Annotated in this window: 15 protein-coding genes; 3 read left to right on the top strand and 12 right to left on the bottom strand. The window is 56.3% G+C overall.

Annotated elements, in window-relative coordinates:
- Positions 1 to 58: 58 nt before the first annotated feature.
- Positions 59 to 1,306 (bottom strand): esterase FrsA, encoded by a 1,248-nt coding sequence (frsA, locus tag LQ945_RS17965; protein WP_044548514.1) that lies wholly within the window; start codon positions 1,304 to 1,306, stop codon positions 59 to 61.
- Positions 1,307 to 1,450: 144 nt separating this feature from the next.
- A complete protein-coding gene (gene gpt, locus LQ945_RS17960; protein ID WP_044548512.1) occupies positions 1,451 to 1,909 on the bottom strand; it encodes a xanthine phosphoribosyltransferase in 459 nt (152 codons plus the stop codon).
- A 324-nt stretch (positions 1,910 to 2,233) separates the two neighbouring features.
- Between gpt and pepD the strand changes: the two genes are divergently transcribed.
- Complete coding sequence (gene pepD / locus LQ945_RS17955; protein ID WP_270101388.1) at positions 2,234 to 3,694, top strand: beta-Ala-His dipeptidase; 1,461 nt, start codon at positions 2,234 to 2,236, stop codon at positions 3,692 to 3,694.
- 78 nt (positions 3,695 to 3,772) lie between these two features.
- Here pepD and dinB read toward each other — a convergent pair whose 3' ends face one another.
- Positions 3,773 to 4,834, bottom strand: coding sequence for a DNA polymerase IV (gene dinB, locus LQ945_RS17950; protein ID WP_044548508.1), 1,062 nt, complete (start codon positions 4,832 to 4,834; stop codon positions 3,773 to 3,775).
- A gap of 207 nt (positions 4,835 to 5,041) precedes the next feature.
- Here dinB and LQ945_RS17945 point away from each other — a divergent pair, with 207 nt between their 5' ends.
- On the top strand, positions 5,042 to 5,926 hold the full coding sequence (locus LQ945_RS17945; protein ID WP_270101387.1) for a glycerophosphodiester phosphodiesterase family protein: 885 nt from the start codon (positions 5,042 to 5,044) through the stop codon (positions 5,924 to 5,926).
- Between the two features lie 62 nt (positions 5,927 to 5,988).
- Here the strand turns inward: LQ945_RS17945 and nqrM are convergent, their stop codons facing one another.
- The 8 genes from nqrM to LQ945_RS17905 are packed head-to-tail and all read right to left on the bottom strand — an operon-like array spanning position 5,989 to position 13,098.
- A complete protein-coding gene (gene nqrM, locus LQ945_RS17940; protein ID WP_270101386.1) occupies positions 5,989 to 6,216 on the bottom strand; it encodes a (Na+)-NQR maturation NqrM in 228 nt (75 codons plus the stop codon).
- Positions 6,217 to 6,223: 7 nt separating this feature from the next.
- Complete coding sequence (locus tag LQ945_RS17935) at positions 6,224 to 7,255, bottom strand: FAD:protein FMN transferase (protein WP_122077395.1); 1,032 nt, start codon at positions 7,253 to 7,255, stop codon at positions 6,224 to 6,226.
- The gene (gene nqrF / locus LQ945_RS17930; RefSeq protein ID WP_262242246.1) at positions 7,256 to 8,479 is read right to left on the bottom strand and encodes an NADH:ubiquinone reductase (Na(+)-transporting) subunit F; all 1,224 of its coding nucleotides are present in this window, start codon (positions 8,477 to 8,479) and stop codon (positions 7,256 to 7,258) included. It abuts the gene before it with no gap.
- A gap of 15 nt (positions 8,480 to 8,494) precedes the next feature.
- The gene (gene nqrE / locus LQ945_RS17925; protein ID WP_012005400.1) at positions 8,495 to 9,091 is read right to left on the bottom strand and encodes an NADH:ubiquinone reductase (Na(+)-transporting) subunit E; all 597 of its coding nucleotides are present in this window, start codon (positions 9,089 to 9,091) and stop codon (positions 8,495 to 8,497) included.
- Between the two features lie 6 nt (positions 9,092 to 9,097).
- Positions 9,098 to 9,727 (bottom strand): NADH:ubiquinone reductase (Na(+)-transporting) subunit D, encoded by a 630-nt coding sequence (locus LQ945_RS17920; protein ID WP_020825369.1) that lies wholly within the window; start codon positions 9,725 to 9,727, stop codon positions 9,098 to 9,100.
- On the bottom strand, positions 9,720 to 10,514 hold the full coding sequence (locus LQ945_RS17915) for a Na(+)-translocating NADH-quinone reductase subunit C (protein ID WP_269934686.1): 795 nt from the start codon (positions 10,512 to 10,514) through the stop codon (positions 9,720 to 9,722). Before LQ945_RS17915 ends, LQ945_RS17920 begins: the two co-directional genes overlap by 8 nt.
- On the bottom strand, positions 10,504 to 11,745 hold the full coding sequence (locus LQ945_RS17910; RefSeq protein WP_182824949.1) for an NADH:ubiquinone reductase (Na(+)-transporting) subunit B: 1,242 nt from the start codon (positions 11,743 to 11,745) through the stop codon (positions 10,504 to 10,506). The genes LQ945_RS17915 and LQ945_RS17910 overlap by 11 nt, the downstream gene beginning before the upstream one ends.
- A gap of 3 nt (positions 11,746 to 11,748) precedes the next feature.
- The gene (locus tag LQ945_RS17905) at positions 11,749 to 13,098 is read right to left on the bottom strand and encodes a Na(+)-translocating NADH-quinone reductase subunit A (RefSeq protein WP_270101385.1); all 1,350 of its coding nucleotides are present in this window, start codon (positions 13,096 to 13,098) and stop codon (positions 11,749 to 11,751) included.
- Positions 13,099 to 13,675: 577 nt separating this feature from the next.
- Here LQ945_RS17905 and dpaA point away from each other — a divergent pair.
- On the top strand, positions 13,676 to 14,446 hold the full coding sequence (dpaA, locus tag LQ945_RS17900; protein WP_269934684.1) for a peptidoglycan meso-diaminopimelic acid protein amidase: 771 nt from the start codon (positions 13,676 to 13,678) through the stop codon (positions 14,444 to 14,446).
- Here the strand turns inward: dpaA and LQ945_RS17895 are convergent.
- Positions 14,378 to 15,184: a class II glutamine amidotransferase gene (locus LQ945_RS17895; protein WP_044548487.1), complete on the bottom strand. Its 807-nt coding sequence runs from the start codon at positions 15,182 to 15,184 to the stop codon at positions 14,378 to 14,380. The two genes, dpaA and LQ945_RS17895, sit on opposite strands and share 69 nt — an antisense overlap.
- Positions 15,185 to 15,244: the final 60 nt, after the last annotated feature.

Below are 15,244 nucleotides of genomic sequence, written 5' to 3'. Positions count from 1 at the left end.
TTTAACCTCCTCAATGTAGACCACTCTTTTTAACAAATTGTTAAAATTTAGCAACTAATTAACGCATTTTATCTTTCATCCAGTGGGTCATTTGCAGCAATGCCTTGTGGAAACTGCTGTAAACAGGCGCGCGCGGTATGGCGATCAGTTTGCCGTCCAACGAGGATGAAGCGATCAACTGCGCTTCTTCTTTCGGGCTGAGCGGATCCTGATCCCAGTAACCGGCCAGCATTGGCGTCGGGCAACGGCGGCCCAGCAGCCCTTGAGTTTTCAGCGAATAGCTGTTCAGTTCTACCTTCAGCACGTTATCCGATGCATTGGCCATCCCCATCCGGCTGGCCAGCACGTCCATGTACATGTCTGGCACGTGCTGTTGCGTTTTGCTGTCGCACAGCAGGCGATGCACCACCGGCCCCAGACAAGCCACGCCCCGCAGCCGCTGTGGCTCCAGATAGGCCAGACGCACCGCCACGTTGGCACCAAAACGGAAGCCAAACGCGGTAACGCGCTGATGATCGACCCACGGCACCGAGGCCAGTTGGATCAGCACCTGCTGATGCAGGAAACTGGAATCTTGCGTCAGCTTCCACTTGTAAGAGGAGCCGATGGAAGGCATATCGATGGTCAGCATGGCGATGCCGTGCGGTGCCAGATAATCGCGGAACAGGCGGTGATAGTCAGTTTGCAGCGTATCCAGGCTGCCGCACATCAACACCGTCGGGAACGGAGCCTCGCCCTTTTCCGGCAGGTGCAGGAAGCCATTGATGCTGCTGCCACCTTCAATGCGGAACTCCAGCTCTTTCAACTGATAAGGCAGCAACAGCGCGGCTTCTTCGTAAGCCCGGCAGGAGAGCGCCTCGGCCTGCTCGGCCAGTTCGTCCCCTTTCAGGTGCGGGTAGCCGGCGATGCTGTAAAAATTGGCGGCGTTGAGCCAGTGCTGGCCGCCGATCAAAGGATCCTGCTGTTCCAACGCGCTCTGTTGCCAGCGCATGCCCTGGTGTACCCATTCGTAAATCCAGTTGCCGTTACGGTAACCGACCACGGTATCCAGCCACTTGTCGTTGGTGTGCTCCACATCGGCGACCGCGATGCGCGCCAGCACTTCGTTGATTTCGATCGGATCAACGCCGCGCCAGGCCCACAACAGCGGGTTAAGCATGCGATACCAATTGCTGACTGTGTTGCCTTCCAGCGTGGAATGCAGATCGGCGCTAACTTTGTTGCGCGCGCGCATCACCAGCGTCGAGGTCTCAGGATGTTTAAATGAGGGTTTGAACAGAATTTCAGAAAGGTTGGCTTGTGCCATGGTAACAACAGCCTCCGTAAATCTGGCTATAGGCCGCAAACAGCCTAATCAACTGGAGGTAGTGTACCTAACTCTGGGGCGATAAACCAAAATAACGCAAACGCCCGGCGAAACCGGGCGTTTTAATGGAACAGCCTGTCGAACTTAACGACCGCCGATCGGTGGCACGAAGGTCACCGCCATGTCCCATGGCTGCTCGATCCAGGTATCCTGTGGGATATCAACCACATAATCGTCCACCAGTGGACGACCTGCCGGCTTGGCGAAGATGGTGACGAAATGCGCTTTCGGGTACATCTCGCGGATGGCTTTCGCAGTACCGCCGGTATCCACCAGATCGTCGATGACGATAAAGCCTTCACCGTCGCCTTCAGCGCGCTTGAGCACTTTCATTTCGCGTTGGTTGTCATGGTCATAGCTGGAAATACACACGGTATCCACATGGCGAATACCCAGTTCACGCGCCAGTAAGGCTGCAGGCACCAGGCCGCCGCGGCTTACGGCAATAATTCCTGTCCATTGGTCTACGGGCAGCAGGCGGTGAGCCAGTTTGCGCGCTTGCATTTGCAGCATGTCCCAGGTAACAACGTATTTTTCGCTCATAGAATGGTGTCCCAGCCAGCCAAGGTGTGGCTTATTCAGTAATCAGGGGAAAAAAGGTTGCGCGAGATTATAGAGACTGGACGCGACGAATACCAGTTGTACCGTGGAAATCATAAGTATTTCCTCTGGTGATTGATGCTGAAAAAATGAGCTGCGGCGCAGCAAACTAGTGTGATCAAGCGCTTAAACAGCACAATTCGGGACGGGCACCGCCCGGTAGAAAGTGATATTCTCTGGAGATCGTGCCAAAGCCGCACAGATGCCCCTAACCCTAACCGAGCGGCATTCCCGCTATGCCGAGAATGCCGTTACAGGAGACTTATTGTGTCTGAATTGTCTCAACTTTCGCCACAGCCGCTGTGGGATATTTTTGCCAAAATCTGCTCTATTCCGCACCCTTCTTATCATGAAGAAGCGCTGGCGCAGCACATCCTCGAATGGGCCAAAGAGAAAAACCTGCACGCCGAGCGTGACCAGGTAGGCAATATCCTGCTGCGCAAGCCGGCCACCAAAGGCATGGAAAACCGCAAGCCGGTTGCCCTGCAGGCGCACCTGGACATGGTGCCGCAGAAGAATAACGACACCGTGCACGACTTCACCAAGGATCCAATCCAGCCGTATATCGACGGCGAGTGGATCAAAGCGCGCGGCACCACGCTGGGCGCCGACAACGGCATCGGCATGGCCTCCGCGCTGGCGGTACTGGCAGACGACAGCGTCGAGCACGGTCCGCTGGAAGTGCTGCTGACCATGACCGAAGAAGCCGGCATGGACGGTGCGTTCGGGCTGCAGGCTAACTGGCTGCAGGCGGATATCCTGATCAACACCGACTCCGAAGAAGAAGGCGAGATCTACATGGGTTGCGCCGGCGGTATTGATTTTATCACCACCCTGCCGCTGCAGCGTGAAGCCGTACCGGCCGGTTACCAGACTCTGAAACTGACGCTCAAGGGCCTGAAAGGCGGCCACTCCGGCGCGGATATTCACGTCGGTCTGGGCAACGCCAACAAGCTGCTGGCGCGCTTCCTGTTCGATAATGCCTCTGCGTTGAACCTGCGCTTGCTGGACCTGAACGGCGGCACCCTGCGCAACGCCATCCCGCGTGAAGCTTCTGCCGTGGTTGCCGTACCGGCGGCTAAGGCCGATGAGCTCAAAGCACTGAGCCAGGCGTTCCTGGCCACCCTGCAAAATGAGCTGTCCGCTAAAGAGAAGAACATTACCGTACTGCTGGAGCCAACCACCAGTACGTCTCAGGCGATGACCGCCGACAGCCAGCAACGTTTCCTGGCGCTGCTCAACGGTACGCCAAACGGTGTGATCCGCATGAGCGACGCGGTGAAAGGCGTGGTGGAAACCTCACTGAACGTGGGCGTAGTGACCACTAGCGACAGCGAAGCAGAAATCATCTGTCTGATCCGTTCGTTGATCGACAGCGGTAAAGATTACGTGGTCGGCATGCTGACCGCGCTGGGCCAGTTGGCCAACGCCAAAGTGGCACCGAAAGGCGGCTACCCTGGCTGGCAGCCGGACGCTGACTCACCGGTCATGCATTTGGTACGCGAGATCTATCAGGATCTGTTCAACAAGACGCCGAACATCATGGTGATCCACGCCGGGCTGGAATGCGGCCTGTTTAAAAAGCCTTATCCGAATATGGATATGGTGTCGATTGGGCCAACCATCACCGGGCCACATTCGCCGGATGAGCAGGTGCATATCGAAAGCGTGGGTCTGTACTGGAAGCTGCTGACGGCGCTGCTGAAGGCTATCCCAGAGCGCGCGTAATCTGCCGGGTTCGGCACGCTGAACCCCAGAAATGACCGAGCAGTTCAGATAAGGGCGCAATTGTACATTGCGCCCTTGTTATTCCCACGGCAGCAACAACTGGCGCTCCAGCTGCGGATCCAGCAGCGTCACGTGCAAACCTACCAGCCGCACCCCTCGTCCTTCACGCCGCTCGCTCCATGCCTGCCGCGCTACGTTGATCAAATCGTCTTTGTTCAGCACCGGCCAAACGTGTTCCTGCGTTGTTTGCTGGAAATCCTGAAACTTCAGCTTCACACCTTGGCGGGCGATATGCAGATCCGGTTTTACCTTACGCAAGCGCATTTCCAGTTCCGGGTAGAGTTTTTCGACGATCAGCGCTTCGCACTCTTCCCAGGCATGAATGTCCTCCGCCAGCGTGCGTTCTACCCCCACCGACTTGCGCAGCCGCTCAGGCGAAACCTCACGCAGATCGATGCCCTGACAGCGTTCCCAAAGGACGCGGCCAAATTTACCAAAGCGCTTTAACAACGCTGCCAGATCGTACTGCTGCACGTCGGCGCAGGTGATCAACCCCACTTCTTCCAACCGTTTGGCGGTCACTTTTCCCACGCCCGGGATTTTACTCAGCGGCAGTTGCTGTAAAAACGCGGGAACCTGCGCCGGGGTAATGACGTATTGGCCGTTCGGCTTATTCAGCTCCGAGGCTATTTTGGCGAGGAATTTGATGGGCGCGATACCGGCAGACGCGGTGAGGTTCAGTTCATCGGCTATCGCCTGACGGATTTGTTCGGCGATCAGCGTCGCCGAGCCGTTGCACTGGCTGCAGTCGGTTACGTCCAGATAGGCTTCATCCAGAGACAGCGGTTCGATCAGCGGGGTGTAGCGGGCAAAAATTTCACGGATATGCAGCGAGGCTTCCTTGTACGCCGCCATGCGACCGGGCAGCAGCTTAAGGTGCGGACAAAGCTTGAGCGCCATCGCCGTCGACATGGCACTGTGCACGCCATAGCGACGCGCAGGATAGTTGGCGGTGCTGATCACCCCACGCCGGTCGGCGCTGCCGCCAATCGCCAACGGAATATCGCGCAGGCTGGGATCGTCGCGCATTTCTACCGCCGCGAAGAAGCAGTCCATATCGACATGAATGATTTTACGCATCGCCCCTCCAATAATACTGTATAAGTATACAGCCAATAATGGAAAGCTCAAGCCTCGGCAAAACTCGGATCAGCTCGGAGAAAACAGGGTTTCACCCAATTATCTTCGACTTGTTAAAAAAGCGTAATTTTTGAATAGTACGCTGTGGCAAATTAATCGCCTCAATTACTGATAACAATAAACCTTACGCACAGGAAGGTGCCCTACATGAAAACATTCTCGGTCTATTTATTCGCTTCAGCATTATCCCTGATCTCCCTTGCCGCGAGCGCAGCCCCTGCCATTATTGCGCACCGCGGTGGCACTGCCGACGCACCGGAAAATACCCGCGTCGCGATTGAAACCGCACTGAAAAACGATGCCGACGCCATTTGGATCACCCTGCAGGAATCCAAAGACGGCGTTATCGTGCTGTACCGCCCTTCAGATCTGAAGGCGCTGACCAACCAACAGGGTCTGGTCTCCGCTTACACCGCCGAACAACTGGCAAAAGTTGACGCCGGCTGGTCATTTGCCAAAGGGGAAACGCATCCGTTCCGGGGGAAAGGCATTGGCATTCCTCGGCTGGATGAAATACTCAACGACTTCCCCAAGGTTAATTTCTATCTGGACATCAAGTCACCGGATGCCAATCCGGCCCAGTTCGGTAAAACCTTGCTGGCAACGCTGGAGAAAACCGACAGCCTGAACCGCACCCGCGTTTACTCCACCGATGCCAAATATTTGCAGGCGTTACCGCCGGCTATCAAGCATTTCGAAACCCGCGATGAAACCCGCGACCTGCTGGCGAATATCAGCCTGTCGCACCTGTGCGAACTGAAGCCGGATAACCAGCAGCCACGCTGGTACGGGCTTGAACTGAAGCGGGAAGTGGAAGTGGTGGAGAAATTTACCCTGGGCGAGGGGCGCTCCAAGGCGTTTCTGACCTGGGACAAAGAATCGATCGACTGCTTCCGTTCGCAAGGCCCGGCGCACATCGTGCTGTTTGGTATCAATACCCCGGCAGACTACCAGCAGGCGCTGGCGCTTGGGGTCGACGGGGTGATGGTCAACTCACCGGCCGACGCGAAAAACTTTCGCCAGGCCAAATAACCGATAGAAAAAGGGGCGCCGCATGCGCCCCTTGTAGTCAGATAATCCGATGCTTTTCCAAGTCAGATAATCCGGTGCTTTTCCAACTGCTGCTGGCGCAACGCCTCTTTCTCCAGGCGTTTTTTACGCGCATCGCAAGGTTCCGGACAGTCGCAGACCTTATCCATCCCCAGCGCCGTAATGCCGCCGCAGCTGCCCTGCAGGCTTTTACGTTTAAACACGTAGCCCAGGGACATGCCGCCGACAATCAGCAGAAACAACACGAAGGTGGCGACAAATATCGTCAACATAGCGACCTCACGAGTGCTTGTTCAAATAGGGTTTAAACGCCTCAGAGTAGCGTTCTTCAAAACCGGCGGCGGTTTTCACAATCATGAACACCGGGATCCCCATCAGGTTCGCCAATGCCATGCCGCGTTCCGGCCCCAGTACGTTTAATCCGGTCGACAAACCGTCTGCAGCCATGCAGGTTGGGCTCAACACCGTGACCGACACCAGATGGTGATGGATCGGGCGGCCGGTGATCGGATCTATGGTATGCGAATAACGCACGCCGTCCTGTTCGAAATAGTTACGGTAATCCCCGGAGGTGGCTATCGACATCTCACCGGGCTGGATCACCAATTGCGCTTTCTGCTCCATGCCGGCGGTCGGCCGCTCAATGGCGATGCGCCACGGTTTTTTCTCACCGTTATGGCCGCGAGTGCGCACCTCGCCGCCAATATCGACCATATAGTTTTTCACCTGCTGCGACTGCAGGTACTGGGCAATCACATCCACCCCGTACCCCTTGGCGATCGAGGACAGATCGACGTACAGCTCCGGAATGCGTTTGACCAACGCGTTGCCCTGTACCGACAGCTTGTCGATACCGGTCCAGGCGCGGCGCTGTTCCAGTGCGGCGGCGCTCGGCACCTTGTCCGGCCGCCCTTCCGGCCCGAAGCCCCACAGGTTAACCAACGGCCCGACGGTCACGTCCAGCGCGCCGTCGGTAACGCGGTTGATACGCAGCGCCTCCAGCACCACCTCGGCCGTGGCCGCCGACACCGGGAAGGGTTTATCCACTGCGCGACTGGCGTTGAAGCGGCTCAGTTCCGAGCCCGGCCGATAGGTGGACATTTGGTCATTCACCAACTCCAGCCGCTTGTCGATCTCCGCCTGTATCTTGGCGGCGGACGGCGTGTCGTCACCGGTGACGTAGCGGATCGAATAGGAGGTCCCCATGGTTTTACCCTCGAGATTCACCTGCTCCGGCCCGCAACCGGTCAATAACAGGGTGGCGCTCAGCACCACCGTCGTCATCCAGCCCTTCATAGCCCCTACGCGCATTTAGCCACCAAAGTCATCCAGCATGATGTTTTCGTCTTCGACGCCCAGATCTTTCAGCATCTTGATCACCGCGGCGTTCATCATTGGCGGACCGCACATGTAGAATTCGCAGTCTTCCGGTGCCGGGTGGTTCCGCAGATAGTTTTCCAGCAGAACATTATGGATAAAGCCGGTGTAACCCGTCCAGTTATCCTCTGGCTGCGGATCGGAAAGCGCCACGTGCCAGGTAAAGTTTTCATTCTCTTCCTGCAACCGGTTGAAATCGTCCTCGTAGAACATCTCACGCAGCGAACGCGCGCCGTACCAGAAGGTGATTTTGCGCTTGGACTTCAGGCGATTGAGCTGGTCAAAGATGTGTGAACGCATCGGCGCCATGCCGGCACCGCCACCGATAAAGATCATTTCGGCGTCGGTGTCCTTGGCGAAGAACTCGCCGAACGGCCCGGAGATGGTCACCTTGTCACCGGCCTTCAACGACCAGATATAGGAAGACATAATGCCCGGCGGCACGTCAGGATCGCGCGGCGGTGGCGTAGCGATACGCACGTTGAGCATGATAATGCCCTTTTCATCCGGATAGTTCGCCATGGAATAGGCGCGCACCGTGGTGTCATTCACCACTGAGCGATAGCGGAACAGGTTGAATTTGTCCCAGTCACCGCGGTACTCCTCCGGCACGTCAAAATCGGCATAGCTGATGTCGTGCGCCGGCGCTTCGATCTGGATAAACCCACCTGCACGGAACGGCACGTCTTCACCGTCAGGAATTTTCAGCTTCAGCTCTTTGATAAAGGTGGCTTTGTTATCATTGGAGATAACTTCGCACTCCCACTTCTTCACGCCAAAGATTTCTTCCGGCAGCTCGATTTTCAGGTTTTGCTTCACGTTCACCTGACAGGCCAGGCGGCAACCCTCTTTCGCTTCACGCTTGTTGATGTGCGACAGTTCAGTCGGCAGGATATCGCCGCCGCCCTCTTTGATCACCACCCGACATTGCCCGCAGGAACCGCCGCCGCCACAGGCGGACGACACGAAGATCCCCTGGCTGGAGAGCATATTCAGCAACTTGTCGCCCGCCGGAGCGGTAAAGCTTTTGTCCAAATCGCCGTTCACTTCCACCGCAATGTCACCGGTGTTCACCAGCTTCGATTTGGCGAACAGGATCAGCAGTACCAGCACCATAACGATGCCGGTAAACATCGCGACGCCTAAAATAATTTCCATAAATTCTTCCCGCCTTTACAACTGAACACCGGAGAAGGACATAAAGCCCAACGCCATCAGCCCGGTGGTGATAAAGGTAATGCCCAGGCCGCGCAACCCTGCGGGGACATTGGCATACTTGAGTTTTTCGCGGATCCCCGCCATCGCGACTATCGCCAACATCCAACCGGTGCCGGAACCGAAGCCGTACACCACCGATTCGGCGAAGTTGTAGTCACGTTGCACCATGAAGGACACGCCGCCGAAGATGGCGCAGTTCACGGTGATCAGCGGCAGGAAAATGCCGAGTGCGTTGTACAGCGACGGGAAGAAGCGATCGAGGATCATCTCCAGAATCTGCACCAGCGCAGCAATCACGCCGATAAAGGTGATGAAGTTGAGGAAGCTCAGATCAACGCCTTCCACCAGTGCGCCATCACGCAGGATCAGGTTGTAGACCAGGTTGTTCACCGGCACCGAGATGCCGAGCACCAGGGTAACCGCAATCCCCAAACCAAAGGCGGTCGAGACCTTCTTCGACACCGCCAGGAAGGTACACATCCCCAGGAAGAACGCCAACGCCATGTTCTCTACGAACACTGCGCGTACAAACAGGCTGATATAATGTTCCATCGGCCATTACTCCTTTTCGATCTGCGCTGGTTTCAGGGTGCGGAGCGCCCAAATCAGCAGGCCGATGATAAAGAACGCGCTCGGTGCCAGCAGGAACAAACCGTTTGGCTGATACCAACCACCGTTCTGTACTGTTTCCAGCACCGGGATGCCAAACAGCTTGCCAGAACCGAACAGCTCACGCAGGAAGCCAACCAGCACCAGGATCACCCCGTACCCCAGCCCATTGCCGATACCGTCCATGAAACTCTCGATGGGCGGTGACTTCATGGCATAAGCTTCGGCGCGCCCCATCACGATACAGTTGGTGATGATCAGGCCAACAAACACCGACAGCTGCTTGGAAATCTCGAACGCATAGGCACGCAACAGCTGATCGACCACGATCACCAGCGAGGCGATAATCGCCATCTGCACGATGATGCGCACGCTGTTCGGAATATGGTGACGGATCAACGAAATAAAGAAGCTGGAGAACGCCGTGACCAGCGTCACCGCGATGGTCATCACCACCGCCGTTTCCAGCTTGGTGGTCACCGCCAGCGCGGAGCAGACGCCCAACACCTGCAGGGCGATCGGGTTGTTGTCGAACAGAGGCCCTAAAAGGACCCGTTTAATCTCTTTGGAATCAGCCATTTTTCAGCGCTCCTTCACGAACTTTTTTCAGGAACGGGCCAAAGCCGTGCTCGCCCAACCAGAAGTCAAAAGTATGCTGTACGCCGTTGGAGGTCAGCGTGGCACCGGACAAGCCGTCCACCCCGTGTTCATCTCCCTGACGCGCTCCGCCTTTCACTACGCGGATCGCCGGTTGCCCGTTATCGTCAAACAGCTTTTTACCGATCCACTGCTGACGCCAGCTGGCATTCTCTACTTCCCCTCCCAGACCCGGAGTTTCCCCTTGCTGGTAGTAAGTAATTCCTTTCACCGTGTTACCGTCATTATCCAATGCAACAAAGGCGTACATCATTGACCACAGGCCCGTACCGTAAACCGGCAGCACGATTTTGTTCACCGCGCCGCTGTCGTCACGCACCAGATAGATTTCCGCCTGGTTACTGCGGCGTTTGATACCCGCCGGATCGTCAGCCGCCGGCAACGCCGCGCTTTTGCTGTCGTCACGCAATGCCGCAGCCAGGTCAAACGCCGCCGCCTTGCCGGTAACAAACTCACCGCTGTTTAAATCCAGTAACCGGGGTTCGATGCGTTGGGTGAACAGCGTTTTGACCTGCTCGCCCTCCATTTTCGGTTGCAACAGGCCGGCCACATCGAGGATATTGCGCTGCTTGTCGAGCAGCTTTTGCTCCTGCTGTTTGGACTTCAGGCCGACGGCGGAACCCGCCACCACCACAGAACACACCAGACACAACAGCAGTACCACCAGCAGCGTTTTACCGATGCTGTCGTTTTTAGATTCATTCGCCACGGGCTTTTCTCCGCTTGATGTTGGCCTGCACCACCAGGTAATCGAACAGCGGCGCGAACAGGTTGGCGAACAGGATCGCCAGCATCATGCCTTCCGGATAGGCCGGGTTGACCACCCGGATCAGCACGCACATCACGCCAATCAAGATGCCGTACCACCATTTCCCCTTATTGGTGAACGAGGCGGAAACCGGATCGGTGGCCATAAAGATCATGCCGAAGGCGAAGCCACCTAACACCAGGTGCCAGTACCACGGCATGGCGAACAGCGGGTTGGTGGTAGAACCGATGGAATTAAACAGGAAGGCAGTGGCCATCATGCCCAGCATCACGCCGGCGACGATGCGCCAGGATGCCACACGGCCGAACAGGATTATCGCCCCGCCAAGCAGGATCATCAGCGTGGAAACTTCGCCGACGGAGCCGGGAATGTTGCCGAGAAACGCGTCCATCCAGCTGATTGACTGACCGGTAGCGACGTTGCTCAGGCTGTGCGCCCCACCCGCGCTCCATTGCGCCAGCGGCGTCGCGCCGGAGAAACCGTCGGCGGAGGTCCACACCAGGTCACCGGAAATCTGCGCCGGGTATGCGAAGAACAGGAAAGCGCGCCCCGCCAATGCCGGGTTAAGGAAGTTGCGCCCGGTGCCGCCGAAAATTTCTTTCGCTACCACCACGCCGAAGCTGATCCCCAGCGCGGCCTGCCACAGCGGCAGCGTGGGCGGCACAATCAGCGCAAACAGAATCGAGGTGACGAAGAAGCCTTCGTTAATCTCGTGCTTGCGAATGATAGCGAACAGCACTTCCCAAAATCCGCCGACCAGAAACACCACGGCGTATATCGGCAGGAAGTAGCAGGCACCCAGCACCATTTTACTGACCCAACCTGCATCCGCCGTCAGAGAAGCCCCCAACCATTGCGCCAGCCGGTAGTGCCAGTCGCCCGCCAATACCTGTTGCAGCTGATCGCCGCTGTAAAGATGGTGCAGCGCCGGAATGGCCTGCTGACCAACGTTGTACATGCCCCAGAACATCGCCGGGAAAACGGCCAGCCATACCAGGATCATCATGCGTTTCAGATCGATGGCGTCGCGCACGTGCGAAGCGCCGCGAGTCACCAGACCCGGGGTGTAAAACACCGTCGTCGTGGCTTCAAACAGCGGGTACCACTTTTCCAGCTTGCCGCCCGGAGTGAAGTGATGCTCAATCTTGTCAAAAAAGTTCTTCAGGCCCATCGGTTATCCTTCCTGCTCAATCTTGGTCAGCACGTCGCGCAGCACCGGAGCGTATTCATACTTGCCGGGGCAAACGAAGGTGCAAAGCGCCAGATCTTCTTCATCCAGTTCCAGACAGCCCAGCGCCTGTGCACTGTCGCTGTCGCCCGCCAGCAGGTCACGCAGCAGCAGCGTCGGCAGGATGTCCAGCGGCATCACCCGCTCATAGTTGCCGATCGGAACCATGGCGCGTTCGCCACCGTGGGTGGTGGTCGAGAAGGCGAACAGCTTGTTTTTCAGGAAATGGCCCAGCGTGGTGCGGGTGATGGAGAATTTATCCGGCGACGGCGCGATCCAACCGAACAGCTGTTTATCGCGCCCTTCTTCCAGCACGGAAACCTGCGAGTGGAAACGACCAAGATAGGCGTTCGGGCCGGCGACGTGGGTACCGCTCAGCACCGAGCCGGAAATCACCCGGTTTTCACCGGCTTTAAGACGGCCGGCGGTCAGTTCATCGAGGCTGGCGCCCAGGCGGGTACGCAGCAGCTGCGGCTGTTCCACCTGTGGGCCGGCCAGCGCCACCACCCGATCGGTATCGAGCTTGCCGGTAGTGAACAACGTCCCTATAGCGATCACGTCCTGATAACCGATATGCCAGACGGTTTTTTTCAAACTGACCGGTTCGAGGAAGTGGATGTGGGTGCCCACCAACCCGGCAGGATGCGGGCCGACGAACTCGTTATAGGTTACCTGCGCATCCGGCTGCTTGCCCAGGCTCGCACCTGGTGCGTGACAGACGTGGACTTTACCGTCGGTCAAACGTGCCAATACCGACAACCCGGCGTTGAAGGCCGCCAGTTGTTCGGTAATGATCACCAACGGATCGGCAGCCAGCGGCTGGCTGTCCATGGCGGTAACAAAGATGGCACGCGGCGTTGTCCCCGGTGCCGGGGTTTTGCTGAAGGGGCGGGTGCGCAGCGCGGTCCACAGGCCACTGGCGATCAGTTCGCTTTCGACCTGCTCACGCGGCAACATGGCCAGTTCCGCCATCGGGTAATGGGCAAACTCCAGCTGTTCGTCACCGCCATTTTCGATGGCGATCACCACCGACTGCAAGACGCGCCGTTCACCACGGTTGATGGCTACGATGCGACCGCTGGCTGGCGCAGTGAAGAATACTCCAGGGGTCTTTTTATCTTCGAACAGCGCCTGACCTTTCTTAACGCTATCGCCTTCCTGCACCAGCATGGACGGGCGCATTCCGACGTATTCTTCCCCAAGCAGGGCGACATGCTGAATGATTGGGCCGTCATGAATTGCCTGAACCGGTGTTCCGGCAATGGGCAGATCTAACCCTTTTCTGATTTTAATCATAAGATTTATACGATGTTGGTTAGTTTCACACGTCTTACCGGCCCCAGAGGCTGGTGCTGACGATGCCTGGATGATGAGACTGCATCTGCAGCCTCTGGGTTAAGCGCAACGGCATCACGCTCAACATGAAATCTTTCGCACTGACAAAATGGGGTCGCGAACATTCCGTTGATTAACTCCTGGATCCATTTTTTGCGTGCTAAAACGCTGTTAAAACTTTGTTGCCGCGGGGGCAATTCAATACCCCGAGAGATAAGCTCAACACCTCATTCTGCGGACGTAACAGCAGATTAATTCGAGCCGGGATATTAACATTTTTCACAACATTTTTCTGCGCTGGGCAGTGACCTGAGTCAAGCAAACGCAATTAAATTTCCGCTGTTTTACACCACCAATCGTTAAAATCTGCCTGTCGATTCACTTTTATCGAAGTTTGTAGTTTTTTTATACACATCGCATATTGCTAAAAAAGAACACGCTGGTAATCTGACGGAGTTTTAACACCGTAAAACAATAATCAGTGGCATGTTGGCCATGTCTACATTGAGCCAGCAGATAAATATAAGCAGGAATAATAATGAGCAAAATCGCGTTGTTGTTTGCGATGCTTTTTTCTATGCCGATGATCACGGCCTGCAGCGCCAGCGAGCAGGTTCCCGAGGCACCGGTCGTTAAGCAGCAATTAGTGGGTTCACCGGTTTATATTCAGATATTCAAAGAGGAACGCACGCTGGAGTTGTATGCCAAAATGGGCAACGAATTCCGCCTGGTGAACTCTTTCCCCATCTGCAATTTCTCCGGCGGTCTCGGCCCGAAACGCCGTGAAGGTGACTTTAAAAGTCCGGAAGGCTTTTATAGCGTCGACTCGCGCCATCTAAAACCCGACAGTAAGTATTATCGGGCAATAAATATCGGCTTCCCTAATGATTACGATAAATCACAGGGGTATTCCGGCGCTTATCTGATGATCCACGGTGAATGTAAATCAATTGGGTGTTATGCGATGACCAACACCTATATGGATGAGATTTACCGTTATGTCGAAGCTGCGTTCGCTTATGGTCAGAGCCGGATTGATATCAGTATCTACCCGTTCCGCATGACCGAGCAGAACCTCAAACGCCACAGTTCGTCTAACTACATCGCTTTTTGGCGCCAGTTGAAGCCAGGTTATGACTACTTCGTCAAAAACCATCAACCGCCAATGGTAGGGGTATCCAACGGTCAGTACGTGCTGGGCCAACCGTTGATGAGCAGCAGCCAGATGACGCAGTATGCGTCAACCACGGCTCCCGCCGTCAGCACCAATCCCTTCGCCCAGGCCAAGCCGCTCACCGAAGTGAAATAACGCGAATTCACCTGGTGCAATCTTGTGCCAGGTTTCATTCGCCGTCAGCGGTTGGGTGGCAATCACCGTGACCACATCGTTAGGTGTGGTCTGCTGCTGGAAATCAATCTCCACGTCCTGATCGAGCAGCGTAGCTTTGCCAAATGGCGCGCGACGCGTGATCCAATACAAATTGGTGGAACAGTACGCCATCACAAAGCGCCCGTCCGACAGCAGCATGTTGAAGACCCCTTTCTGGCGCAGTTGATCTGCCAACAGCGCGATATAGCGGAATACTGGCGGCCAACGGCTCGGAGTCCGTGGGTACTTCAGGGAAAGCTGGTGCAGCAACCAGCAGAAAGCATATTCGCTGTCAGTCTGGCCGACCGGGCGGAAGTTGCCGGTTTCCAACTGGCGATAACCTTTCAATTGGCCATTGTGCGCGTAGGTCCAGTTACGGCCCCACAGCTCACGGGTAAAGGGGTGGGTATTTTCCAGCGCCACTTCACCGCGATTGGCCTGGCGGATATGCGACACCACCGCGCAGGACTTAATTGGATATTCTTGCACCAGACGGGCGATCGGCGAGTCGAAACTCGGCTGGGGATCTTTAAACGTGCGGCAACCGTTCCCTTCATAGAAGGTAATGCCCCAACCATCTTTATGTGGCCCGGTACGGCCACCGCGCTGAACCAGCCCGGTAAAGCTAAAGCAAATATCGGTCGGTACGTTTGCGCTCATCCCGAGCAGTTCACACATCGCTTGCCACTCCTTAACCACCCTGACGCCGTCTATTGGAGCGCGGCACGCGCACCCCAA

It is taken from the genome of Serratia liquefaciens, assembly GCF_027594825.1.
Lineage (GTDB): Bacteria > Pseudomonadota > Gammaproteobacteria > Enterobacterales > Enterobacteriaceae > Serratia > Serratia liquefaciens_A.
Note: the sequence above shows the minus strand (reverse complement) of the source record. Positions and strands in the feature narration are given on the sequence as shown.

Coding starts and splice junctions, on each gene's coding strand:
- frsA (WP_044548514.1), bottom strand. CDS start 1,306: ATGGCACAAGCCAACCTTTCTGAAATTCTGTTCAAACCCTCATTTAAA.
- gpt (WP_044548512.1), bottom strand. CDS start 1,909: ATGAGCGAAAAATACGTTGTTACCTGGGACATGCTGCAAATGCAAGCG.
- dinB (WP_044548508.1), bottom strand. CDS start 4,834: ATGCGTAAAATCATTCATGTCGATATGGACTGCTTCTTCGCGGCGGTA.
- LQ945_RS17945 (WP_270101387.1), top strand. CDS start 5,042: ATGAAAACATTCTCGGTCTATTTATTCGCTTCAGCATTATCCCTGATC.
- nqrM (WP_270101386.1), bottom strand. CDS start 6,216: ATGTTGACGATATTTGTCGCCACCTTCGTGTTGTTTCTGCTGATTGTC.
- LQ945_RS17935 (WP_122077395.1), bottom strand. CDS start 7,255: ATGCGCGTAGGGGCTATGAAGGGCTGGATGACGACGGTGGTGCTGAGC.
- nqrF (WP_262242246.1), bottom strand. CDS start 8,479: ATGGAAATTATTTTAGGCGTCGCGATGTTTACCGGCATCGTTATGGTG.
- nqrE (WP_012005400.1), bottom strand. CDS start 9,091: ATGGAACATTATATCAGCCTGTTTGTACGCGCAGTGTTCGTAGAGAAC.
- LQ945_RS17920 (WP_020825369.1), bottom strand. CDS start 9,727: ATGGCTGATTCCAAAGAGATTAAACGGGTCCTTTTAGGGCCTCTGTTC.
- LQ945_RS17910 (WP_182824949.1), bottom strand. CDS start 11,745: ATGGGCCTGAAGAACTTTTTTGACAAGATTGAGCATCACTTCACTCCG.
- LQ945_RS17905 (WP_270101385.1), bottom strand. CDS start 13,098: ATGATTAAAATCAGAAAAGGGTTAGATCTGCCCATTGCCGGAACACCG.
- dpaA (WP_269934684.1), top strand. CDS start 13,676: ATGAGCAAAATCGCGTTGTTGTTTGCGATGCTTTTTTCTATGCCGATG.
- LQ945_RS17895 (WP_044548487.1), bottom strand. CDS start 15,184: ATGTGTGAACTGCTCGGGATGAGCGCAAACGTACCGACCGATATTTGC.